A 23,547-nucleotide genomic window follows, 5' to 3' on the forward strand; every position below is an offset into this window, starting at 1 on the left:
ACCGACCCTACAGGTCGCGTTACCTCAAACGGATGAGAGCAGGATGCTTGCCACCATCAGAAACTACCCGCGCACCGTTAACCTGTTGCTGTCCGCCACGTTACTGCTGACGTCGGCCAAGGCCATTACCTTTCCCTACCTGGTGATTTACCTCACCCGTCACTTCGGCCTCGACATCACTCAGGTCGGGTTGGTGATCGGCAGTTCGCTGATTGTCGGCTCATTGCTCAGCGTGTATGGCGGCTTTCTGGTGGACCGCGTGAACAGCTACAGGCTGCTATTGGGCTTGAGCGCGCTGTTTGTGCTGGGGTTTATCGGCACCGTCGTGGCTCAGGGCATCTGGCTGTTCTACAGCTGCCTGATCCTGATCAACCTGGCCTATGCCGTCATCGACATCGCCATCAAAGCCGGCTTCGCCAGCTTGCTGCCTGAAGACGCGCGCAGCGAAGTGTTTTCCATCAAGTACACCCTGACCAATATCGGCTATGCCGTCGGCCCGTTTTTTGGCGCGATGGTGGCCAAGGTGGATATCAGCTTGCCTTTCGTCCTCTCGGCGCTGCTGGGCCTGGGGTTTTTCCTGCTGTACTGGCGCTGGGGTGATCGCAGCCTGGCCAGCGTCGATGCCACGCACAAACCGCTGGCGTTTCTCGCCGTCGGCCGCGTGCTGCTCAGCGACCATCGCCTGGTGTGTTTCACCTTGGGTGGCGTGCTCAGTGCAGTGGTGTTCGGTCAGTTCACGGCGTATCTGTCGCAGTACCTGGTGACAACCACCACCGCGCAATATACCTACACCGTGATCAGCGCCGTGCTCACCACCAACGCCGTCCTGGTGATTGCCTTGCAGTATGTGATTGGCCGGCGCATCTCGCACCGCCACCTGAGTCAGTGGCTGATCGCTGGCCTGGGCATGTTTATGCTGGGTGTGATTGGGTTTGCCTTGGCCACCAGCGTGCTGTGGTGGGTGCTGGCGATGGCGGTATTTACCGTGGGGGAGATCATCGTGTTTCCGGCCGAGTACATGTTTATCGACCGAATTGCCCCTGACCACCTGCGCGGCATGTATTACGGGGCACAGAACCTGTCCAGCCTGGGCGCCGCGCTGGGGCCGGTGTTGTGTGGGCTGGTGTTGGCCAGCCTGCCGGCCCACTACATGTTTTACATGCTGGGGGCGTTTACCGTCGGTGGCGGGGTGTTCTATTTCATGGGTGCGTCGCTAAAGGCAAATCATCCAACGTAAGCTTGCCGACGTTGTTGCTTTGCAATTCGTAGCGCAACTCTTCCACCATCTTTTCCACTTCCTGCGGGGTCTGCAGCCGGTTGGTGCTGATCCCGGTCACCACCAGGTCGACCCGGCCGGTTTGGGCGTCGAACACCTTGAGGGTCAATGAAGCGTCCCGGCACAAGGTGAACTCGCAGGTCAGCGGCGACAGGCCTTCTTCGATGCAATTACGCAATTGAGAAAGGGTGAACATCTTGCTCAGGCTCCTCAACGACGGCGCAGCAACAGGCCTACCAGCAGGCCTGCACCGGCGACAACGGCGACGGTAGCCAGCGGTTTATTGCGGGCGAAATCACTGACCGTATCCAGCGCGTCACCATAGGTCTGCTGCAATTGCCCGGCGGCCTGGCGCGCAACGCCTTCGGCTTGCAACTGCTCATCACCGGTCAGGTCGCCAAGAAAACCCTGGGCCTTGCCTGCAACTTTCTCGACGGCGCCTTTGACTTGTTCGCTTTTCATAGTGCATTCCTTCAAGAGATCAAACCAATACGGCACGGGACTCAAAGCCCTGTGCCCACCCTTCAAGGTTAAGCACCTCGTTATGCGCAAATAAGGCGAATTTGCACCGGTCGTACTAGTGCATTTGCACTTTATTTTTTGCTTTTTACCCGTAATTCCCCGGCAAACAGCCCGCGTTCACGGGCCCAGACGATCGCCGCACTGCGGCTATGCACCCCCAGCTTGGAGTACACCGTGGCCACATGGTTACGCACGGTGTTGGGCGCCAGTTTCAGGCGCGAGGCAATCTCCTTGTCGGCCAGGCCTTCGCAGATCAAACCCAGCACATCGCGTTCACGGGCCGTCAGGTCGGTGAAGGCCACGTTCGGCAAATTGGGGCTGTTGACGCTCTTGGCGTTGGCCAGTTTCTCGATCAGCGTCTGGCTGAACCAGGAGGCGTCCTGCATCACTTCCTCGATGGCAGCCACCAACTCCAGCTCTGAGCGTTTGCGTTCGGTGATGTTCATCATCACCAGCAAATAGCACGGCACATCCTGGATCAGCACGGTGTCGGCGGAGACCACGCAATCGATCACCTCGCTGCCTTTTTTGCGCACCTTGAGGTCCAGGCCGTCGAGGTTGCCGGCTTTTTCCAGCGTCGCAAACAGTTGCGCGCCTGCCTGGGGACTGTCGATGAAGTGAATCTCGTCGATGGTCTTGCCGATCAGCTCTTCACTGGTGTAGCCCGTGATGTTCATGAACGCTTCGTTGATATCCACCACCTGCCGGTTGGCGGCGCTGCACACCAGGGTCGGCACCGGCGTCAGACGGAACGATTTGGCAAAGCGCTCCTCGCTCTGGCGCAGGGCAATTTCCGCCTTGCGCCTTGGCTCCAGGTCGGTGAAGGAAAACAGCATGCAGTCTTCCTCGTTCATGTCCAGCGGCTGGCCCGCGACGATCACCAGCTTGCTGCCGCCTTCGGGCAGGCGCAGCTCGGCCTGCATCTGCGGGATGGTTGCACCTTCGCCCAGGCGCTGGACGGCCAGGTCCTTGCGCTCGGCCTGCTCCAGCACGTCCAGTTCATACACCGAGCGACCGATGACCTGATCGCGGCTGTAGCCGGTCATTTCCAGAAAACCCTGGTTGACCTTGATATAGCGCAGGTCGCTCAAGCGGCAGATCACGGCGGGCGCCGGGTTGGCGTTGAAGGTTTTTTCGAAGCGCTGCTCGGCGCTGGCCCACTCGGTGGCGTCGCTGAGGATCAGCACCAGCAGCTCGGGTTCGCCCTGAGTGTCGGTCAGCACCAGGCTGCGCAAGCGGTGCACCCAGCTGCGGTTTTCGTCGGCGGCGGGGGTGACTTCTACCACCACATCGCTGAACTCTTCACCGGCGGCCACGCGGCTGAGCGGGTAGCTGTCCAGCGGCAGCGGATGGTTGTTGCGATAGCGCAGCGCGAACCGCTTGGCGTATTGCGCAGTATTGACCCCCAACGCCTCGACCTCGCTGACCCCGTGCATGGTCAACGCCGCTTCGTTGGCCCAGAGGATGGTCTGGTCAACCTCGGCCAGGATCACGCCGTCGGACAGTCCGGAGATGATCTGCTGCAATTGGCGGCGGTTGGTTTCTTTGGCAAGAACGTCCTGGGTCATGGTCTCTCCGGGGTATGGGCGCATGGCAATTACGACACTTGGGCTCGAGGATAGTGCAGAGAAATTGCCCGGCGCGGGGTGCGAATGCACCAGAAGGCCTGGTGCATTTGCGCGAGGACGGCCGTCCCTGCGCTCGCCAGACTAAAACGGTCAACCACTCAAAGGATTAATCATGACCACTGTCTATGAAACCAATCGTTCACCGTTTCGCGTGTCCTGGAGCTCTGTGCTGGCCGGTAGTGCAATTGCCCTGGTGACCTACCTGGTGCTCAGCGTGCTGGGCACGGCCATCGGCGCGAGCGCGGTCGACCCGATGCAAGCCGGTAACCCGTTGCGTGGCTTCGGCACGGGCGCCGGGATCTGGCTGTTCGTGTCGACGCTGGTCGCCATTGCCGTCGGTGCCTTTGTGGCGGGGCGTACCGCGCCGGATCGCGGCGGCTTGCATGGCGTGCTGACCTGGACGCTGACCACGCTCTTCACCACCTGGCTGCTGGCGGCGCTGGCCTCAAGCGTGGTGGGCACGGCAGGCAATGTTGTCGGCAAAGGCCTGTCGGCTGCCGGCAGCGGCATCGCCGCCGCAGCGCCAGGCATCAGCGACAGCGTCATGCAGCAGCTGGACGAGCAGGGCATCCACCTGGATTGGAACAGCCTGCAAGGCCAACTCGACACCTTGCTCAAGCAAAGTGGCAAGCCTGAACTGGACCCGGCCAACGTCGAGCAGAAAACCGACCAGGCTGCCGCCGATGGCAAGCAGACGGCCACGGATGCCGCGACCAACCCGGCCCAGGCCGGTGATCAGCTCAAGCAATGGTTCGAGCGCGTGAAAGCCTCCGGTGAACCTGCGTTGAATGCGGCGGATAAAGACGCGCTGGTCAACATCGTTGCGGCCCGTACCGGCAAGAGCAAAGAGCAAGCCACGCAAATCGTCGACAACTATGCGCAGGCTTATCAGCAAGCCATGCAAAAGGTCGATGAGCTCAAGCAACAGGCCGAGCAGAAGGCCCGTGAAGCAGGCGAAGTCGCCGCCAAACAGCTCTCGCGTGCAGCCTGGAGCACCCTGGCCATGCTGCTGTTGGGGGCGGCACTGAGCTTCTTCGTCGGCCGCACGGCGTTGACCACACGCCGCGTACCTTTGGCTTAACCGTGTCAGCGGCAGGGACGCCGCTTTTCACTGACACCAAACATGCGAGTGTCAGCGCTCCATTCCCGTGCAGTGCCTGAGCATGGCGTGTTGGGTTTCAAGGACGAAGACAGCGGGCGCAGCACGTCGGTGATCGACCGCCAGTTCGTGTGCGTGCCGCCGCAACGCAGCCATTCTTCCTCATCACTTACTGCTGCGGCATACGCGCATGTCGGTTCTGGAGACCGCCAACAGCGTCGGCTATGAATCACCGTCGCACCTGGCCCATGTGTTTCGGTGTGTGCTGGGTAGGTCGCCGGATGAGTGGCGGCGCGGCTGACATGCCCGGGTCACACTTGCCCCCACAGTTGATTGGGTTCCTTCAGTTCGATTGCCAATCTTTCATGGCCCGATTCCGCGCATGATCCGGCCGTCGCAGATTTCCCTGCGGTTTCGCCGGGACGCGGCGGGGCAGGTTCAGGGGTGTTGGCTAGGTGGGCCGGTGGAATTTGCCGAGGCGCATTCATGAACATTCGCGACAACATCACTGCTGTGGGCCAGGTGTAGTCCGCTCCCACAGGTTACAGAGCGAAGCCGATAACCTATGTGCCTGAATGAATGCGTAAAATAGCGGCCTTTTACGCGAATCACGCAAAGGTGCCCCTTGAGCGCAGGCAAAGCCGTCGGACTGTTACTCCTCACCTCAATGCTGGCGGCGTGCGGCACCTCGCCGCCACGCACGCCGAATGACCTGTGCGGCATCTTCCGCGAAAAGGACGACTGGTACGACGCCGCCAAAGTCACGCAAAAGCGCTGGGGTGTGCCGATCCAGGTGCCATTCGCGATCATGTACCAGGAGTCCGGTTTCCATCAGGATGCCCTGGCGCCGCGCAAATACCTGTTGTGGATCATCCCCTGGGGCCGCGTCTCTACTGCCGCCGGCTATGCCCAGGCCAAGGATGAAGTGTGGAACGACTACCGCAAAAGCACGGGCCGCAGCGGCGCCAGTCGCCAGGACTTCGACGACGCTATCGATTTTGTCGGCTGGTACATGGACAAGACCTACACCATCAACGGCGTGTACAAATACGACGCCTACGGCCAGTACCTGAACTATCACGAAGGCTGGGGCGGTTACCGCCAGCGCACTTACGCCGCCAAAGCCTGGCTGCCGCCGGTGGCCAGCAAAGTGCAGGCGCGCTCGCAGATGTATGCGGCGCAATATGCAGGGTGCAAGGATGATTTGGGGCGGGGCTTCTGGAGCCGGTTCTGGCATTGGCTGTAAAGCACGCCGCGGCCCTGCCACTCAGACAAGGCTCAACGATATAACCGTGGCGCGGGAACACGCGCCCTCGCCACTATCTATCTAACACCGCGCGTACCGGCCGTTCTCCATGCTGATGCCTCTTTCATCGTATGGAGCCACGACCAATGAGCACCGCCGTTTCTGCCACACCCGTTCCTTCTTTCAGCGAGATCAAGGGTTACCTCAACCAGATCGGCCATCACGTGTTCGAGCAGCCGGCGCCGCTGTTGCCCGAGCAACCTGTCGGCGCCGAGCAGGCGTATTTGCAGCGTTTGCACCGCACGCTACGAAGCCACTGCGAGGCGCTCGCCGCCACGCTGCGTGCGCTGTACCAGCCCCTGGAAACCGCCGACCCGCAGCATGCCGACGGCAAGGCATTGCTGGCACGTCTGCGGCGCGAGTTGAACGCTCAAGTGCAAGCGATGCAAGGGCACAGCGTGATCAACGGCAAGGGGCTGCGCAGTTTCCTCAGCAACGAAGCGGGCATTACCGCGTTGGAACAGGAGGCACAGCGTGACCTCAACGACCGGCTGCTGCACCCGGAGATGGCGCGCCAGATCACGCAAATCTCGCTGGGCCCGGCGTTTCGTCCCGGCCTGTATGCGCTGACTTTTACCTACCAGGCGCGGCGCATTGAGTTCGCCGGGGCGTTTGTGCTGACCACGCTCAAGCATCCGCGGGTGAACACGCTGACCGGCGGCGAATCGGTGGGCAGCGTGCTTATGTTCAACCCGCTGCGCGGGATCGAATCTTTCAACTCGCTGGAAGAACTCGACCGTTACCTGCTGAACGCCATGGACAACGCGGCGTGGCGCAGCGAAATCATGGCGTTGCTACCCAGACGCTACCAAGCCCTGGGCCCGGCCGGCATCTGGCCGCTGGCGCTGGAACCGATCGACGCTGAGCCGCTGTTCGAGCACACGGTTGACGCGTTGACGGCCAAGCGTGAGCAGGATATCGACTGGGCGCTCGACCTGGTGGGGAACCCGGGGCGCACGGCACGCGAGGTGGTCGCTGACCTTGATCTGGCGATCCAGACGACGCTGCCCGACCTCGGCCCGCGCCTGGCATTGCACGCCCAGCGCTTGCTTGACCGCTGCTTGCGCTACAGCGCCCCGGATTGGTATCGCAGCGCCAATACTGCGCAACGAACCCTGCTGGCCCAATTGCTGGCCAGCTATAACCAGGCGCGCGCGACGATGCTCGACCTGCTGGGCCCGGCCGCCACGCCGTCGGCGCTGGCGCGTTATCAGGTGGTCGAGCACTTGGCCGACGAGCTGCAAATCCACGACCTGGACCCCGATCTGCTGCAGGTCAGCACCGTGCGTAGCGTAGCGGGTGTGGGCGACTACGAGCAGCAACAAAGCCTGACCCTGCTGGCCTTGCGCGGGTTGCACAAGAGCGATGAGGCGCCGGGGTCGGACTTCCTGACCAGAACCACGCTGACCTATGACCAGACGCCGCTGGATGCTGAGTATCAGGACCTGACGCCGGCCTACCTGGCGAGCTTGCTGGGCCGCCTGCAACCGCGCCTGGCATTTGCCACGGTGCTAAAAGAAAGCCACAGCAGCCCGGTGGTCAAGCAGGCAATTGAATCGATGTTCGACCACCGGCTCAACGCCCTGGCGTACACGGCAGTGTTGCAACACCATTTGAGCGAGGCCGACTACGCATTGATTCAAGCTCTGCGTGAGGGCCGCGGCGAAAACCTCAGCGCCGCTACCGTGTCGCTGCATGAGGCACAGCTCAATGGGTTGTGGCTGCTGCGTCAGACGGACGCCAAGGGTGAAGTCAAACGCCTGTTGCTGTGCACGCCCGAGGCCCCCAGCGCGACGCAGTTCCAGGCGTTTGACACCGAGGCCAGCTGCAAGGCGCACCTGCTTGGCTGGTGCACTCAGCCCGCCATGAAGGGGTATGTCCTCAGTACACTGTCGCTGCGTTTTCGCCCCTCCATGCAGCGGATTCTCACCGGCCTGAGCCTCAAACCGCATGCGCAGGAGTACCACGAGGTCAGGTTCACCTTTGTTGCCGATTACGCCGCCGGTATCAAAGCCCTGGCGCAACACATGCTGGCTACGATGGGCGACGATCTCACGTTCGCCACGCCGCTGTGGTTCAGTTCGGCCAGCCAGGCGCAGCGCCAGACGCTCACCGGCCTGGCGCAGGACACCGAGGGCGCCTTGCGCACTTACCATGGCGATCCGCACGGCCAGGCGCTGTTCCCGACCTTTGCGAGCTTTGTGCATGAACAGGCCAAAATTCGCCTGAACGCGCTGCTCGGGCGTGCCGCGCAGGACGTCGACCCCAATACGGTCCACGTCCATTACCCCCAGGCGTTTCCCGGGCTTACAACGCCGGACTCCGTCACGTACACCCGATTGTTGCGCGACGGTTATCACGACAGCGTGGGGTTTCTGGACCCCAAGTTTGAAACCTCGGCGACCTTTACCGGCCCAGCCGGCGTCGACCTCAGCCGCTTGACGCCTGAAGCGGTGTCGCGCTCGGTGCGGGGCGTGTGGATCGGCCAGCGCTATGTCGACCACGTGCGCAACACCCTGCAAAGCCCCAGCAGCCCCGGCTATGTGTTCCGACGTAACGCAACGCTGGCCATCAGCCAATTGCAGATGCGCAACGCTGCCCTCGAATCACGCTTGCAAGGCCACATCTCCCAGGCTGACCTGGACTGGCTGAACACCTGCCTGCAAAGCCTGGGCAATACCTCCGACCAGGTGCGCGAAAGTTACCAGGTGCACCGGCTGTTTGTGGACGGCGAATGGGTGATCGACACCTTCCTGTTCAAGCGCGGGCATGACCCGGTGCTGCTCTACACGCCGAATGCGCCGGATGGCGTCACCTTTCGCCACGCGCGGCTGTTCAACTATGTGTTGAAACACGTGGATGGCATGGTCGGTTACCTCGCCGAGCGGGTGGGCGCGCAGGCAAAGGCCCGCGTGCATGGGTTTCTGGAGAACGCCAGAAAGCAACTGCCGCAGACCCTAAACCGCAGCCATCCCAGCCCTGGCCGGTATGACCCGATCAGTCGCGAGACGGTAGTGCTCAACCTGCGCCAGGCGCTGTACGACGCCAAGCTGCAGCGCAAGATAGACGACGTCGAGGCAACCTCCGTCAACCGTGCGCACATGATCATGGACCTGGTGTGGAGCGTTATCGAACCCCTCGTTGCCATCGCCACCGCGCCTTACCCGGTGCTGAGCCTGAGCCTGGGCATGTCGCTGGCTTTCAAGGATGGGATGCTCGCCCTGCACGCGTACAACCAGGGGCAGATGGGTGAAGCCTTCGGGCACTACCTTGGCTACCTGCTCAATAGCGCCGGCGCGGTATTCACTGATTTGCGCCCGGCGCTGATCAGCCCGTTGGGCAAGCCGATACGTCCGCTGCTGCATACCGCGCCGCAGGAACAAGCGTTGTCGTTGATCAAACAACTGGAGGCGCCAACGCCGGCCTTCGATGATCTGCAAGCGGTGATGTTCCAAGGCCAGGCGTTATGGACCTGGAAAACGCCCGACGCTCTGGGGCGTTTCCTGCTGCTCAGGCAGGATGCTGCAACCGGGAAATTGCAGTCCACCGGCCGGCTGGTCCATCGTAATACTCAAGGCCAGTGGATGCGTGCCGGTGTTGCGGGCGGCGCACCCAAATATGAAAAACTGCCCGTCGCCGTCAGCCCGCTGGAGCGTTACGAAACCCCGCAGGCGTTGTTGAAAGACCTGGAGCACGTGGTGACCCCTGGCGCCGTGGAGGCGGCCTTCGCGCGCATCGCCGACCCGTATGGCGAGCAGATCGCCAGGGACATCATGGGCAAGCAGCTGTTCCACCTGCGCGCGCCGTATGGCACGGCAGTGGACAACCTGACCCGTGACGCCAACGCTTACTTTGATGCCTTGGCCCCGATTGTTCCCCGGGCCGATGTACTGAGTGTTGAGCCTGACGCCCTGCATGAAGTCATCCTGCAAAAGCTGCTCAGTGAAAGCAAAGGGCTGGTGATCGGCGCGAGCGTGGATTCGATTGCCAGCAAGCAGTTCCTGATCGACACCCTGCAAGCCTTGCACGACCACGGCGTGCGGCGTCTGTACATCGAGTACCTGCCCGCCGATGTGTTTCGGGCCAAGCTGGAAACACGCCACACCGCGAAGGCGTTGAAGAGCATCGACACGCACCTCAAGAGCGTCGATAAAGCGCTGGGCATGCCCAAGGACAGCGCCTATTCCTATCAGGCGCTGGTGCAGGCGGCGTCTGACCACGGCATCGAGGTGAAGGCGCTGGATGCGTCCACCTCCTACTATCTGGACGATGCATTGGCGGGGGGCACCACCTCGGTGCTCACGCCTCGCGAGAACCGTCTGCGCAACTTCTACTCCCACAGGGTGATCACCGCCGACGTGGCGGCCAACCCTGACGACGCTTGGGTGGCACTGGTGGATCACCGACGCATGAATACCCATGAGCAAGTCCCCGGCCTGGCCGACCTGCACGGCGCCGTGAGCCTGCGTGTCGAGGATGTCAGCGTCGGCACGCCGGTCGGGGTGTGGAAAGACACGCCCGGCTCGATTCCCGATGATGCGTTGGCCAAGGCTGATTTCAAGATCACCCTGCAGACCGCTTACACCCAACCCCAGGTGCAGGCGTTGCCGCCCCCGTCGCAGCACCGCTACAGCGTGTTCGAGATGCCCTCTGCGCTGCGTGAAGCATTGCGCACGCTGAAAGATTCGCCAAAGGGTCTGGATTCGCGGTATTTCCCCGGCAACCCGGCGCTTCGACCGGCCTACACGGCCTTCCAGCGGACTCGCGAACGTCTCGACGCGGCGGCCGGCGCGCATTTCAAAGACCACGTGCCACCCGCTGCGGCGCCGCAGCCACAGCTGTCACCCGGCCTCACCGCGCGTGAGTTCTTCGAGCGCGCCTATGCCCATTCAAACGGGGTATTGATCGGCGAGGCGCACAGCATGCAATCGAGCAAGGCGCTGTTGATCAAGGAACTGAAGACCATGAAGGTCAAGACGCTCTATGTTGAGCACCTGCTGACGGACCTGCATCAGGCGGACCTTGATGCCTTGTACCAAGGCAGTCCGATGTCCAAGGCGCTCAAGGACTATCTGCGGATACAGGACCGTGGGCACATGTTGGGCTATAAAGGGCCGCACACTTACACCGCGGTGATCGAAACTGCCGCCAAGTACAAGATTCGCGTGCGTGCGCTGGATTGCTTCGCCAGTTACTGCGTCGACGGCATGCCGGATAAAGGAACGTCGCGCACGGCGATGTTCAGCTATTTTGCCAATGAGGTCATCACCCAGGATCAAGCTGCACATGGCCCGCATCGCTGGGTGGCGTTGATGGGCAACACCCACACCGACACGTTCCTGGGCGTGCCTGGCCTGGCAAGGTTGCAGGGCGCCATCAGCCTGCACGTCAACGATGTGGCGCCCGGCCAGCCTGTTGGCTTGCGGGTGGGAAAATGGGAGGCGGCCAACAGGCCCCTGCGTCCCGATGAATGGGTGGCGATGCGCAGTGACTTTGCCCTTGATGTGGCGGTGGCCGGCCGCAAGCCGCCGGAGGCGTTCAAGCCCGCCGACCGCTCACGCCTCACGCACGCCGGGCATTTTTTGATCGAGCGCCCGGCGCCCGACCAGACGCTGTTGGTGCATCGTTCGCGCAGCGGCGACATTGTCACCACGCCGATTCAAGTGGACGAGCGCGGGCACTTCTTTATTGATCGGTGGGAGCCGCTCCAGCACGAGCGCTATCTTTATCAATTTCATTTGATCGAGGCGCTGCAACTCCACATGGGCTTGCGCCCGGCGCCTTGAATGGCTGCGAGCGGGCAGGGGGCATTGCTGTCCGCACTTCGATGGGCCGTGCGCGGGTGCTTGCCAAACGCCGGTGATTCTGGGAAAACGCCCACCTTCTGGTATTCAACGAGCATCCCATGAGCAACCAAGACCTTCAGATCACTGACATCCGCCTGGGCGACGGTAAAACCGTGGTCAAGGGCGCACTGATCACCACTCAATACACCGGCACCCTGGAAGACGGTACGGTGTTCGATTCGTCCTGGGAACGCGGCAAGCCGTTTCAGTGTGTGATCGGCACCGGGCGCGTGATCAAAGGCTGGGACCAGGGCTTGATGGGCATGCGCGTCGGCGGTGTACGCACATTGTGTGTACCGGCGCACCTGGCGTATGGCGAGCGTTCGATGGGCGCGCACATCAAACCCAACAGCAACCTGCGCTTTGAAATCGAGTTGCTGGAAGTGCTGACGCGCGATGACTGAGGGAAAGTGAACATGGACGTTGATGTTGAGGCGTTGCCGGGCTGCTCCGTCGCGGGCATCCGGGTGGTTGAATTGCTGGGCAGCGACGCGGCTGAGCTGCAGCATTTTTTCGAACAGGCGCCGGCCTATTTCATCGCGGTCAATGGCGAGCCGGCCGGGCCGACTGAAGCGCGCGAAGAACTGCAGGGCCATTTGCCGGCAGGGTGGCGCTGCAGCCGGATGTACTGGCTGGGTTACCGCGATGCGCAGGATCAGTTGGTCGCTGTGGTGAACATTGCCGCGGACTTGCTCGCTGCCGGGGTCTGGCATATCGGATTGCTGCTGGTGCATACGCGTTTGCACGGCACCGGGCTTGCGCGACAGTTGCATGCCGATCTCGAATCCTGGGCTGCGAGCAAAGGCGCTCAATGGCTGCGGCTGACCGTGGTGGTCGGCAACACCAAAGCCGAGCGTTTCTGGCCCAAGCTTGGGTATGTGCCGGTGCGCACCCGCGAGGGAATTACGATGGGGCGGCAGGTGAATACGGTGTCGATTCAGCTCAAGGCATTGGCGGGTGGGCGGATGGATGAATACCTGGAAAAGGTCGAGCGTGATCGGCCGGATACGCCGTCATAACCGATGTACATAGGCCTGATCTGCAGTGACCATTTCCCTTCCACCTTTGATCGGGATGATGCCTGGAAAACGGTTTCTGAACTTGCGCTGAAGAAGCGGCCTGTTGGTCATCGGTAAACTTTCCTACGGTTTACTCACGCGAAAACGCGGCGTAAACTCCGCGCGTTTTCATCAATAGCGGAGACCCTCAGTGGGTACTTGTTCGAGTGACAGTTGTCGGCCGGTTTCAGTAACCGGCACATCCTTGGCAAGATAACGCGCATTCTTCCTGTGCCGTTGTCTCGCCTGAAAAAAGCGAGAAGCGGCATTCCGGCAGCGGCCAGTCCTGGCACCTGCCTGCATCCCTCTCATCGACGCTGACCAGCACCTGAAAGCATTCAGGCTGCTACGGACGCGCCTGCCTTTTACGGTGGGCGGGCCAAGGGTATCTGTATCCGTCAGTTTGGCTGGCAATAAACAGGGAGGATTTCCTATGCAAGCAATCAACAACATCAACCTCAATTCCTTGGTCGATACTGTCGTCAGCCTCAGCGCGGCGTTTATCCTCGGTGGCTTGATCGGCTTCGAGCGTCAGTACCGCCAGCGCACGGCGGGTTTGCGCACCAATGTGCTGGTGGCCGTGGGCGCGGCGATTTTTGTCGACATGGCCAACCGGCTGGGCGGCGCGGAAGGCGCGGTTCGGGTGGTCGCGTACGTGGTCTCGGGCATCGGCTTTCTGGGGGCTGGCGTGATCATGCGCGAAGAAGGCAACGTGCGCGGGCTCAACACTGCCGCCACCCTGTGGGCCTCGGCAGCCGTGGGCGCTTGTGCGGGCGCCGACCTGATCCTAGAAGCGCTGCTGGGCACGCTGTTTGTACTGGCGGCCAACACGCTGCTGCGGCCGATCGTCAACAACATCAACCGTCAGCCTCTGGACGTGGTGTCGGCAGAGGTGACCAACATCCTCTATGTCATCGCGCGGCGCAGCCAGCAACAGGCGGTGATGGTGTTGCTCGAAGCCGAGCTGGCGCGCTGCAACTACCCGGCGAGCGACGTTGACGTCCGGCCGTTTGGCAGTGAAGAGGTGGAGATCGAGGCCACCCTGGTCGCGACCTCGGTAGACGGCGACGAACTGGATGCGCTGGTAGCGCGTATTTCCACATCGACCCTGGTGGTGCAGGCCTTCTGGAGCCCGAGCACCACTGATTAACCGGCGCGCCTCACGCATGACCAGGCGCTGGCTTGGTCATGTTTCGTGAGGAAAAGTCCTACATACGCTTGGGACTATCCCTTCGGATGAAACGTCATTTCGTTGCTAAGGTTGCGCGCTTGCAGCTAGCCGGCGGCATCGGTTTGGCTGTACGTGTTCGGCCGGTTTCAATCGAAGGGACCAGGAACAGCCTGGTTATTGTCCTGAGTAGGTGCAGCACCGCTGGTCGGCACTGTCATTTCTCACAGGTACCTGTGTCCCGTGTGATGTGTAAGGGTACTTATCCTCTCAGGGGAGTTTTATGACTAAAGCGCTAATAGTTGATGATCATCCGTTTATCCGTAAAACCGTCCGGCATCTGCTGACGCTGGAAGGTTTCACCGAAATCGATGAAGCGGGCAACGGTGCGGACGCTGTGCAGAAGGCCAGAGAGGGGCGTCCGGCGTTGATCATTCTTGATTTGGCGATCCCGAAGCTGGGGGGGCTTGAGGTGATCAGTCGGGTCAAGGCGTTGGGCCTGCCGTGCAAGATTCTGGTACTGACCTCGTACCTTCCGGAGTTTTTTTCGGCGCGTTGCATGCGTGCCGGCGCCATGGGGTTCGTGGCCAAGACCGGTGAGCTGGATGAGCTGCAAAAGGCTATCAAAGCGGTGATGTCCAACTACAGTTGCTTCCCCAGTTTGCCGAGCAGTTCGGTGCGCCGTGACGATCTGCAGTCCACGGAGCAGGAACTGGTGCAAGCCCTGTCAGATCGCGAGTTGGCGGTGTTGCAGATGCTGGCCCTGGGCTTGGGCAATAACGAAATTGCCAATCAGATGTTACTCAGCCACAAGACCATCAGCACCTACAAGACGCGACTCAAGGAGAAGCTGCGCATGTCGTCTGTGGTCCACATGGCCAAGTTTGCACAGCGTAATCATCTGATCTGATCAGACATGATCCTTGCGCCGATGCGACGGTTCATCATCACGCTGTTGATGGGCTTGCTGCCGATGATGGCCAGTGCCCTTGATCAGCCGCAAAATCTGCGCCTGCTGGGGCACTCCAGCCTCAATGGTCACTCCGTAACGCTGGGCGAGGCTGACTGGCAGTGGTTGCGGGGGCGGCGTGTGTTGCTGATGGGGGTTTCCGCGCCCGACTACGGGCCCTTCGAATTGACCAACAACAACGACGAAATCGAAGGCATCACGGCGGACTATGCCGGGTTGCTCGCCCAGGCGCTGAACATCAGCGTTGAGGTGCGGCGCTACGATACCCGCGATGAAGTGCTCGAAGCCCTCAAGCAAGGCGCCATTGACCTGCTTGGGACGTCCAATGGTTTTGAGGCGGGCGATCCGCAATTGGTGCTTTCGCGTTCCTACGCCAATGACCAGCCGGTGCTGGTTACCCGCACTGGCGACAGCCAATCCCTGAGCGTCGGCCTCGCAGGCAAGCGCATCGCCATGCTCTATCACTACATGCCGCCCGACGTGGTAGAGGCTTTTTACCCCAAGGCTCACGTGGAGTTGTTTCCATCTATTTTCGAAGCCATTGGCGCCGTCGCGTTCGGTCGCGCCGATGTCTACCTGGGCGATGCCATCTCTGCCAATTACCAGATCAACCGCAACCACTTGAACAATGTGCAAATGGCGGATTTTTCCACGTTGGAATCCAATTCCTTCGCCTTTGCCGTGCTCAGGGACAACACTCGCTTGCTGCGCATTATCAATACTGCGCTGAGGGCGATCCCGGCGAACGAACAGATGGAAATATTGCGTCGTTGGAACGGTGACAACCTGGGCCTGCTCGGTGCCGAGCGGTTGCACTTGAGCACCAGTGAGCAGCGTTGGCTGGAGAAACACCCGCGGGTCAGGGTGGTGGCGTCCGAGCAGATGCTGCCGTTGGCATCCTTTACGGCGCAAGGGCGACTGGAGGGCTTGAGTGCCGATGTTCTGTCGCGGATCAGCCTGCGTACCGGCTTGAAATTCGATGTCGTTTCCGGCGGCTCGATGCCTCAGCAGATTGACGCGGTCAGTACAGGCCGCGCCGACATGATGGCGGTGGTGACCCCCAGTATCGAAGGCTCTGATCAGGTGCGCTTTACCCGGCCTTACCTGACCAACCCGGTGGTGCTGGTCACCCGCAATGACGACCCCGGCACGATGACCCTGGAGGACATGGTCGGCAAGCGCCTCGCGATCAGCAGTGGCAATGCCGTGCGCGACGTCATCCACCGCGATTACCCAGGGATTAACTTTGTGGCGGCGCGCAACCCCACCGAAGCCATGGCGCTGGTGGCCAACGGGGCTGCCGAAGGGGCAGTCAACTCATTGATCAATGCGCGTTACCTGATCGCCCAGCAGTACCGCGACCGCTTGCGCGTGACCAGTACCGTCGGCGCCGAGCCGGCACGCATGACGTTCGGGGTCAATCGTGGCCAGTTGGAGTTGTACTCGATACTCGACAAAGCGTTGCTGAGCATCCCTCCGCAGGAGATGGATGAGCTGGTCAGCCAATGGCGCACGGATGTGATCATCGAGGACCATTGGTTGCGTCACCGCAGTGCGATCATTCAAGGCTTTGGCCTGGCGGCGTTGTTGTTGCTGATCACTTCCGGCTGGGCTATTTACCTGCGCAGCCTGATCCGCAAACGCGCGCAGGCGGAACGGGCCTTGAGCGACCAGATGCGTTTTATGGGCGTATTGATCGACGGCACGCCCTATCCGATTTACGTGCGCGACCGCCAGGGCCGGCTGATGGCGTGCAACAGCGCTTATCTGGACGTGTTCGGCTTCAAGTCCGACGCAGTGATCGGCAAGACGGTGATAGAAGCCGACAGCGGCAACCCTGTGCAGTCGCGGTCCTTCCATGAGGATTACCTGCGGTTGATGGAACGCGGCGAGCCGCAGATCAATGACCGGCTACTCACGTTGCCGTGTGGCAAGGTGCTGACCATTTACCACTGGATGCTGCCGTACCGCGATGGGGACGAAAACGTGGTGGGCATGATTGCCGGCTGGGTGGATGTGAGCGAACGCCAACGGCTATTGGGCCAGTTGCAGGAAGCCAAGGAAGACGCCGATGCCGCCAACCGCGCCAAGACCACGTTTCTGGCCACCATGAGCCATGAGATTCGCACGCCGATGAACGCGGTGATCGGCATGATTGAATTGGCGCTTGCCAATGCCGAGCAGGGGCGCGTCGACCGCGATGCCCTGGAGGTCGCCTCGGTTGCGTCGCGCGGCATGCTCGAGCTGATTGGCGATATTCTGGATATTTCCCGGATCGAATCCGGTCACTTGTCGCTGACCCTGGCGCCGGCCAATCTGCATGAATTGCTCACCTCGGTGGCGCGGGTGTTCGAGGGGCTGGCGCGGACCAAAGGCTTGGCGTTGCAGGTGGAACTCGACCCGCTGATTGATTATCCGGTGCTGATCGACTCTTTGCGGTTCAAGCAGGTGGTGTCCAACCTGCTGAGCAATGCAATCAAGTTCACGGCCCAGGGCCAGGTACGTCTGGGCGGGCGCAGTGCACCGGGGTCTGACACTGGCCATCTGGAACTGGTGTTGTGGGTGGAAGACACCGGCATCGGCATCAGCAGTGAAGACCAGCAGCGTCTGTTCAACCCGTTTTTCCAGGGCAGCAACACCGAACAATCAGCGCGCAGCGGCTCGGGGCTGGGGCTGGTGATCAGCCGCAGTCTGTGTGAAATGCTGGGCGGCACGCTGCAGTTGAGCAGTGCGCCCGGGCAGGGCACGCGAGTGGACATGACGTTGACGTTGGCCAGGGCCACCGCAGTACCGGTCGAGCGTGCTGGGCCGACGCCTGTGGCCCGGCCGGGCCGTGTATTGAGCATCTTGGTGGTGGACGACTACCCGGCCAATCGCTTGCTGCTGGCGCGCCAACTGCGCTTTCTGGGGCATCGCATCACCCTGGCCGAAGACGGTGTGCAAGGGCTTGAATGCTGGCAAGCCGAGCAACCGGACGTGGTGATCACCGATTGCAACATGCCCCTCAAGAATGGTTACGCCCTGGCGCGCGATATCCGCGCGCAGGAGCGTGCGCAAGGCTTGGTACCGTGCTTGCTGCTGGGCTTTACCGCTAACGCGCAACCGGAGGAAACCGAGCGCTGCCGACAGGCAGGCATGGATACCTGTTTGTTCAAACCTGCCGGCCTTGAGGACTTGCGCTCGGCACTGGCCGCACTTGCGACCAGCCCTGGGGTATCTGAGGTTGAGCAGACATTTGATGTGAGCGCCCTGATCACGCTGACGGGTGACGATGACGCGGCGCTCAATGAACTGTTGATACCGTTGCTCGAAAGCCTTGAGGCAGACCGCGCGCTGCTGCCGGTGCTGCACCGCCAGTTGAATTTTCATGAACTGCATGACCTCGCCCATCGCGCCAAGGGTGGTGCACGGCTGGTCAAGGCGCAGACGCTGATAACCTGTTGCGAAAGGCTTGAGGAGGTGTGTCAGCGCCAGGAGCGCGACGCACTGGGCATGGCGATTGAAGCAGTAAGCGAAGCCCTCGACGATCTGCATCGGCGCTTGAGCAGCTTTACGCTCGGCGCTGAGCGCGGTTGAGCGCCGTTCAGTGGATTTGGGAGAACTCCTACATGAAGGAGGAACATACCTGATTTTGTCTTCGGGATATGTCTGGAAAATGGGCCACGCTCACTGACGAGCACAGCCTGCCCAGGGGTTTGCCATGCCGAACAAAGCACTGACCATCCTGATTGCCGATGAACAGCACCTGCAGCGGCTGTTCATCGAAAAAATGCTCAACCAGCTGGGGTACCACCGGATTGTTCCGGTGCAAACCCTTGAAGAAGTCCAGATTCTTACCGCCATCCCGGCCGAGCCATTCGACGTACTGATCATTAATGCGGGGTTGACCGCCCAGGCCGACGGGCCGCAGCCCCAGGTGCATCATGTACTGGTCTATGACCACCAGGACCTGGATATTCCAGGCGGTGTACCGCCGACGCTGCTGGTCCGGCTGCCGGGCATGCCGGACACCGTCAACCTCGAGCACTTCATGGACATCATCGACCCACCCGAGGCCCACCGGGGCCTGCGGGTATTGCCGTGGCTGCGGGAGTTATCCCGCACGCCGGCGGCCGGGGTTTAGTCCCACTTCGGGGCGATGCCTTTAGGGCTGGTCAGGCGATGGCCGCGCTCCAGGCCGGCGATCTGTACCATGTCGGCAGCGCTCAAAGTGAGTTGCAGGGCCTTGAGGTTGCTTTCCAGATTGGCACGTTTGGTGGACGACGGAATCACCGCATAGCCCAATTGCATGGCCCACGCGAGGGTCACTTGCGCCGCCGTGGCTTGGTGGCGTTCGGCGATCTGCTGGATTACCGGGTCTTTGAGCACTTCGCCGTAGGCCAGGGTCATGTACGACGTAATCTGAATACCGTGGGCGATGGCGAAATCCACCACCTTCTGGTTTTGCAGGTAGGGATGCAGTTCGATTTGGTTGGTGGCGATGTTTTCGGCGCCCACCGCGGCAATCGCCTGCTTCATCAGGTCGATGGTGAAGTTGGAAATACCGATCTGGCGCGTCAGGCCCAGGCGCTTGGCTTCCAGCAACTGGCCCATGAATTGGGCGACAGGCACCTGGTCTTCCGGCGACGGCCAGTGGATCAGGGTCAGGTCCAGGTAGTCGGTCTTCAGTTTGCGCAGGCTTTCACGCAGGCTGGGAATCAACTGGCCTTCGGCGAAATTGGCAATCCAGATCTTGCTGGTGATGAACAGTTCGTCACGCGGCACGCCGCTGTCGGCAATGGCTTGGCCGACATCCGCTTCGTTCTCGTAGATCTGCGCGGTATCGATGACGCGGTAGCCCAGTTCCAGGCCCGTGCTCACAGAGTCGATTACCACTTGGCCTTGCAGGCGGAAGGTGCCAAGGCCGAAGGCGGGAACGTTTTGCATAGGGATAGACATCTGTAACTCCTGAAGGGGTGTGAACAGTGGAGTCGAGTATCCCCTCGACGTTCCTTCGGAAAAACCGTCGAACCCGAAAAGGACTCTTTACCAGAAGTCACGAGTCTCGCCCGCAATAAAAAATGCGGCTTCACTTGCCACAGACAGCTGCCGCACGGTATTCCAGAACACCCACTGTCAGCCCGGAACATGCCATGACCCAACACTTGACCGAATACGCCGACGCCAGCCCCGAGGTGCGCGCGGTGTATGACGACATCATGCAGACGCGCAAGGTTGACCAGGTGAATAACTTCTGGAAATGCCTGGCCGCCCACCCGCCGACCCTGCGCCGCACCTGGGAAAGCCTCAAGGAAATCATGGCCCCCGGCGCACTGGATCCGCTGACCAAGGAGTTGCTCTACGTGGCCGTCAGCGTGACCAACAATTGCCCGTATTGCATCGCCTCCCACACGGCCGCCGCGCGCAAGGCCGGTATGACTGATGCGATGTTCGGCGAGTTGCAGGCGGTGGTCGGCATGGCCAATCAAACCAACCGCCTGGCCACCGGTTATCGCGTGCCGGTCGATGAGGTATTCAAGTGGCCGTGAGATCGCTCAGCGGTCGAACCACGCCACCCACCGGCGCAAGCGGCTCAAAAGGTTGGCGGCGTAATCACCCAGATGACTCGCGTCTCTACCTTGCCCGGGTTCGGGCAAGTCGATGTGATCAACAAAGTCGACCTGAAAACCGTGGCGTTGCTCAAGCGCAATCCAGGCTTGGTGATTGAAGAAGCCAAGGGCGCCCAGCGCTACACCTTCCCGATGCTGTGCGACAGCAACGAGTTCAACAACAACGACATTCGCATGGCCATGAAGCACGCGATCAACCGCGAAACCCTGCTGGCGTCGGTGCTGCACGGTTATGGCCTGGTGGGCAATGACCACCCGATCCAGCCGGGCAGCCGCTTTATCAACGCCGCGCTGGAGCAGCGCCGCTACGACCCGGACAAGTCGCGCTTCCACCTGCGCAAGGCCTGGGTGGAGTCGCTCAAGGTGCGCCTGCAAGCTTGCGACGCTGCTTACACCGGCGCGGTGGACGCCTCGGTACTGTTCAAGGAACAGGCGCGCCAGGCCGGTATCGACATTGACGTGGTGCGCGAGCCGGCCGACGGCTACTTCTCCAATGTGTGGATAAAGCAGCCGTTCACCACCTCGTTCTGGTACAGCAGCCTGACCGCCGACCGCATGTTCAGCATCGGCTACGCCAAAGGCGCGGCCTGGAACGAAACCCTCTGGGACAACGCGCGCTTTAACCAACTGCTCACGGCGGCCCGTGGCGAGATGAACGCGCCGCTGCGCCAAGAGATGTACAACGCAATGCAGGCCCTGTACCGGGACGATGGCGGCGCGATTGTGCCGCTGTTCGCCAGCTCTGTGGCGGCGCGTTCGAACCGCCTCAGCCACGGGCCGCTGACCGCGCCGTATGGTGAATTGGATGGGCTGCGGCTGATCGAGCGGTGGTGGCAGGCCTAGGGATCGACCAGCCAATGAACATCCAGTGTGGGAGCTGGCTTGCCTGCTCATCACCCACGACGTCGCCACGGTGCGCGCGATTGCCGATGAGGTGGTGGTGATGCAGCGGGGCAGGGTGGTTGACCAGGGCCGCCGCAGCGCGATTTTTACCCAGCCTCACCACGACTACACCGGCCTGCTGTTTTCATCGGAACCGGAATGGACCCGGACTGGCTCGATCATTTCAGTGACTTGTACGCCATGCAGTGGAACCCGGTAGCGTCGGCGGCGGATTTTTCCACGCGCGAGAACCCTGACTATCTGGTGTATGCCCTGGAGCAACGGCTGGGGGTGAAGAAGCAATCGATTGCAGCGGCGGGATTTTCTGCTGGGGTATGCGCAGAAACTGCAAGGGCTGGCGAGTGAGCAGCCCTTGGTGTTTGCGAAACTGGCGCAGTTTGATGAGGCGTTGTATCCACTTTCCCGACCCAAACACCGTACAAGTGTGGGAGGGGGCTTGCCCCCGAATGCGGTCTATCAGTGCCAGGTTTTCTGACTGATCCACCGCCTTCGCAGGCAAGCCAGCTCCCACATTTTGATCTCCATCCGTCAGTCAGCTTTGTGGTGTTCCCGCAACCGCTCAGCCGCACCACGCAACAGCTGCTCGGTGCCACTCCAGCCCAGGCAACCATCGGTCACCGACACGCCGTATTTCATCGACGCGCTCAACGGCTGGCAACCTTCGAACAGATGGCTTTCGAGCATCATGCCGATCAGCGAGGTGTCGCCTTGCAGGCGTTGTTCCAGCACGTCGTTGAACACTGCCGGCTGACGCAACGGGTCTTTGCCGCTGTTGGCGTGGCTGCAATCGACCATGATCCGCGCCGCGACTTTGGACTTGGCCAAATCGTGTTTTACCTGGGCCACACTTTGCGCATCGTAGTTTGGCCCACGGTGGCCGCCGCGCAGCACCAGGTGCGTGTCGGGGTTGCCTGGGGTCTGGATGATTGCCGGATGGCCCTGGCTATCGACGCCGAAGTGGCGGTGCGGGTGTGACGCCGAGCGCATCGCGTCACAGGCAATCGCGACGCCGCCGTCGGTGCCGTTCTTGAAGCCGACCGGCATGCCCAGGCCGCTGGCCATTTCGCGGTGGATCTGCGATTCGGTAGTGCGAGCGCCAATGGCGACCCAGCTGAGCAGGTCATCGAAGTAGCCGGCGGCCATGGGTTGCAGCAGCTCGGTGGCGACCGGCAGGCCCAGGCGCAGCATTTCACGCATCAGTTCGCGCGACAGGGTCAGGCCTGCGGCCATGTCATCGCTGCCGTCCAGGTGCGGGTCGTAGGCCAGGCCTTTCCAGCCGATGGTGGTGCGCGGTTTTTCAACGTAGGCGCGGATCACCAGCAGCATCTGGTCGCTGACTTCAAGCGCGAGCTTCTTCAGGTTGCGTGCGTATTCCATGGCCGATTCGGGATCGTGGATCGAGCACGGGCCGACAATCACCAGCAAACGGGCGTCTTCACCGTTGAGGATGGCGCGCACCGCTTGGCGATGGGCGTAGATCTGTTCGTTGAGGAACGGGCTGAGGGGCAACTGGTGCTTGAGTTCAAGCGAGCTGGGCAGGCGCTGGGTCAGGGCTTCATTGGCGCTGGACAGGTTGGCAACAGGCAAGGCGGCGGTGGCAGAGTTCATATTCAAGGCTTCCTGGGCAAGCGGCGGGCGATTCCCGCGCGCTCTGCCCTACTGGGGTGTTCGACAATTGGCCGTATTGGCTACGTGTTTTGGCTTGCCACCAATAGGTGACCGATCGGAGGCGGCAGGCTGTCCCGAACGGAGCTTGCTAAATCGCCATGCAGTGGAGGTGTCGTAGCGGTAATAGGTGGCGTAGTTCATGTCGTGAGTCCTTTTAGTGTTCGGTGTGAAGCAAAATGAGTAAGGGCTGAAAAAACAAAACCCCCGGTCGGGGAGCCGACCGGGGGTTAGATTTCTCTGGCAGGCGACCCCTTGAGTAGTGGGCGCCGATTTCAGGTATCAGGCGCGCCAGTGGCTAAACCAATACCCAAAATAAAAGCTGACCAGTGCGCTCAAACCGTTCACGCGGGTAGCCGACACCGAGCGCGAGGCGCTGGCAGCAGGGCAAACCTGAGTGTGGGTGAGTTGCAACATGGTGTGTCTCCAAATGATGCGGGGAGCTTACTAGAGGCACGCGGGTGGATTCAATCAGTAATTTCTATCGCCTGAGGTAC

General features: G+C 61.3%; 18 protein-coding genes and 2 pseudogenes. 15 read left to right on the forward strand and 5 right to left on the reverse strand.

Translation table 11 applies throughout. The features are described 5' to 3' along the window. Nucleotides 1–43 precede the first annotated feature (43 nt). Nucleotides 44–1,237, forward strand: a complete 1,194-nt coding sequence (locus ABWL43_RS10620) for an MFS transporter (protein ID WP_404487632.1) — start codon at nucleotides 44–46, stop codon at nucleotides 1,235–1,237. On the opposite strand, the gene ABWL43_RS10625 is transcribed toward ABWL43_RS10620, so the two are convergent. The 3 genes from ABWL43_RS10625 to ABWL43_RS10635 form a co-directional block, all read right to left on the reverse strand. Continuing rightward, on the reverse strand, nucleotides 1,200–1,472 hold the full coding sequence (locus ABWL43_RS10625; RefSeq protein ID WP_145163427.1) for a DUF1652 domain-containing protein: 273 nt from the start codon (nucleotides 1,470–1,472) through the stop codon (nucleotides 1,200–1,202). The genes ABWL43_RS10620 and ABWL43_RS10625 overlap by 38 nt on opposite strands. A 14-nt stretch (nucleotides 1,473–1,486) precedes the next feature. After that, nucleotides 1,487–1,738: a CsbD family protein gene (locus tag ABWL43_RS10630; RefSeq protein WP_145163429.1), complete on the reverse strand. Its 252-nt coding sequence runs from the start codon at nucleotides 1,736–1,738 to the stop codon at nucleotides 1,487–1,489. 131 nt (nucleotides 1,739–1,869) lie between these two features. Beyond that, nucleotides 1,870–3,366, reverse strand: coding sequence for a PAS domain S-box protein (locus ABWL43_RS10635; RefSeq protein ID WP_242200794.1), 1,497 nt, complete (start codon nucleotides 3,364–3,366; stop codon nucleotides 1,870–1,872). A 172-nt stretch (nucleotides 3,367–3,538) separates the two neighbouring features. On the opposite strand from ABWL43_RS10635, the gene ABWL43_RS10640 reads away from it, so the two are divergent. From ABWL43_RS10640 to ABWL43_RS10685, 10 genes are all read left to right on the forward strand, one after another. Then, a complete protein-coding gene (locus tag ABWL43_RS10640; RefSeq protein ID WP_404487633.1) occupies nucleotides 3,539–4,507 on the forward strand; it encodes a hypothetical protein in 969 nt (322 codons plus the stop codon). A 208-nt stretch (nucleotides 4,508–4,715) separates the two neighbouring features. After that, nucleotides 4,716–4,826 (forward strand): AraC family transcriptional regulator, encoded by a 111-nt coding sequence (locus ABWL43_RS10645; protein WP_242200792.1) that lies wholly within the window; start codon nucleotides 4,716–4,718, stop codon nucleotides 4,824–4,826. A 324-nt stretch (nucleotides 4,827–5,150) separates the two neighbouring features. Next, complete coding sequence (locus ABWL43_RS10650; protein WP_262206229.1) at nucleotides 5,151–5,771, forward strand: hypothetical protein; 621 nt, start codon at nucleotides 5,151–5,153, stop codon at nucleotides 5,769–5,771. A 146-nt stretch (nucleotides 5,772–5,917) separates the two neighbouring features. Further along, nucleotides 5,918–11,617: a dermonecrotic toxin domain-containing protein gene (locus ABWL43_RS10655; RefSeq protein ID WP_404487634.1), complete on the forward strand. Its 5,700-nt coding sequence runs from the start codon at nucleotides 5,918–5,920 to the stop codon at nucleotides 11,615–11,617. Between the two features lie 119 nt (nucleotides 11,618–11,736). After that, a complete protein-coding gene (locus ABWL43_RS10660) occupies nucleotides 11,737–12,081 on the forward strand; it encodes an FKBP-type peptidyl-prolyl cis-trans isomerase (RefSeq protein ID WP_145163437.1) in 345 nt (114 codons plus the stop codon). A gap of 12 nt (nucleotides 12,082–12,093) precedes the next feature. Further along, nucleotides 12,094–12,696 carry a GNAT family N-acetyltransferase gene (locus tag ABWL43_RS10665; protein WP_404487635.1) on the forward strand — a complete coding sequence of 201 codons (603 nt, stop codon included), beginning with the start codon at nucleotides 12,094–12,096 and terminating at the stop codon, nucleotides 12,694–12,696. A gap of 472 nt (nucleotides 12,697–13,168) precedes the next feature. After that, nucleotides 13,169–13,885, forward strand: a complete 717-nt coding sequence (locus tag ABWL43_RS10670) for an MgtC/SapB family protein (protein ID WP_119735498.1) — start codon at nucleotides 13,169–13,171, stop codon at nucleotides 13,883–13,885. Between the two features lie 301 nt (nucleotides 13,886–14,186). After that, nucleotides 14,187–14,813 carry a response regulator transcription factor gene (locus ABWL43_RS10675; protein ID WP_106579958.1) on the forward strand — a complete coding sequence of 209 codons (627 nt, stop codon included), beginning with the start codon at nucleotides 14,187–14,189 and terminating at the stop codon, nucleotides 14,811–14,813. A gap of 6 nt (nucleotides 14,814–14,819) precedes the next feature. Continuing rightward, entirely contained in the window at nucleotides 14,820–18,449 is a 3,630-nt protein-coding gene (locus ABWL43_RS10680; protein WP_404487636.1) for a transporter substrate-binding domain-containing protein, read from the forward strand. A 124-nt stretch (nucleotides 18,450–18,573) separates the two neighbouring features. Continuing rightward, nucleotides 18,574–18,996 (forward strand): chemotaxis protein CheY, encoded by a 423-nt coding sequence (locus ABWL43_RS10685; RefSeq protein ID WP_404487638.1) that lies wholly within the window; start codon nucleotides 18,574–18,576, stop codon nucleotides 18,994–18,996. Here the strand turns inward: ABWL43_RS10685 and dkgB are convergent. Beyond that, the gene (gene dkgB, locus ABWL43_RS10690) at nucleotides 18,993–19,811 is read right to left on the reverse strand and encodes a 2,5-didehydrogluconate reductase DkgB (protein ID WP_404487639.1); all 819 of its coding nucleotides are present in this window, start codon (nucleotides 19,809–19,811) and stop codon (nucleotides 18,993–18,995) included. The two genes, ABWL43_RS10685 and dkgB, sit on opposite strands and share 4 nt — an antisense overlap. A 194-nt stretch (nucleotides 19,812–20,005) precedes the next feature. Between dkgB and ABWL43_RS10695 the strand changes: the two genes are divergently transcribed. From ABWL43_RS10695 to ABWL43_RS10710, 4 genes and pseudogenes are all read left to right on the forward strand, one after another. Continuing rightward, the gene (locus tag ABWL43_RS10695) at nucleotides 20,006–20,401 is read left to right on the forward strand and encodes a carboxymuconolactone decarboxylase family protein (RefSeq protein ID WP_106579962.1); all 396 of its coding nucleotides are present in this window, start codon (nucleotides 20,006–20,008) and stop codon (nucleotides 20,399–20,401) included. A 63-nt stretch (nucleotides 20,402–20,464) separates the two neighbouring features. Further along, nucleotides 20,465–21,325, forward strand: coding sequence for an ABC transporter substrate-binding protein (locus ABWL43_RS10700; protein WP_404488390.1), 861 nt, complete (start codon nucleotides 20,465–20,467; stop codon nucleotides 21,323–21,325). A 34-nt stretch (nucleotides 21,326–21,359) separates the two neighbouring features. Next, nucleotides 21,360–21,547: pseudogene (locus tag ABWL43_RS10705) on the forward strand (ABC transporter); the annotation flags it as partial. A 3-nt stretch (nucleotides 21,548–21,550) separates the two neighbouring features. Next, a pseudogene (locus ABWL43_RS10710) lies at nucleotides 21,551–21,679 on the forward strand (flavodoxin family protein); the annotation flags it as partial. Nucleotides 21,680–21,913: 234 nt separating this feature from the next. On the opposite strand, the gene ABWL43_RS10715 reads toward ABWL43_RS10710, so the two are convergent. Continuing rightward, a complete protein-coding gene (locus ABWL43_RS10715; RefSeq protein WP_369302715.1) occupies nucleotides 21,914–22,993 on the reverse strand; it encodes a 3-deoxy-7-phosphoheptulonate synthase in 1,080 nt (359 codons plus the stop codon). Nucleotides 22,994–23,547: the final 554 nt, after the last annotated feature.

The organism is Pseudomonas sp. HT11, from assembly GCF_044875395.1.
In the GTDB taxonomy this organism is placed as follows: domain Bacteria; phylum Pseudomonadota; class Gammaproteobacteria; order Pseudomonadales; family Pseudomonadaceae; genus Aquipseudomonas.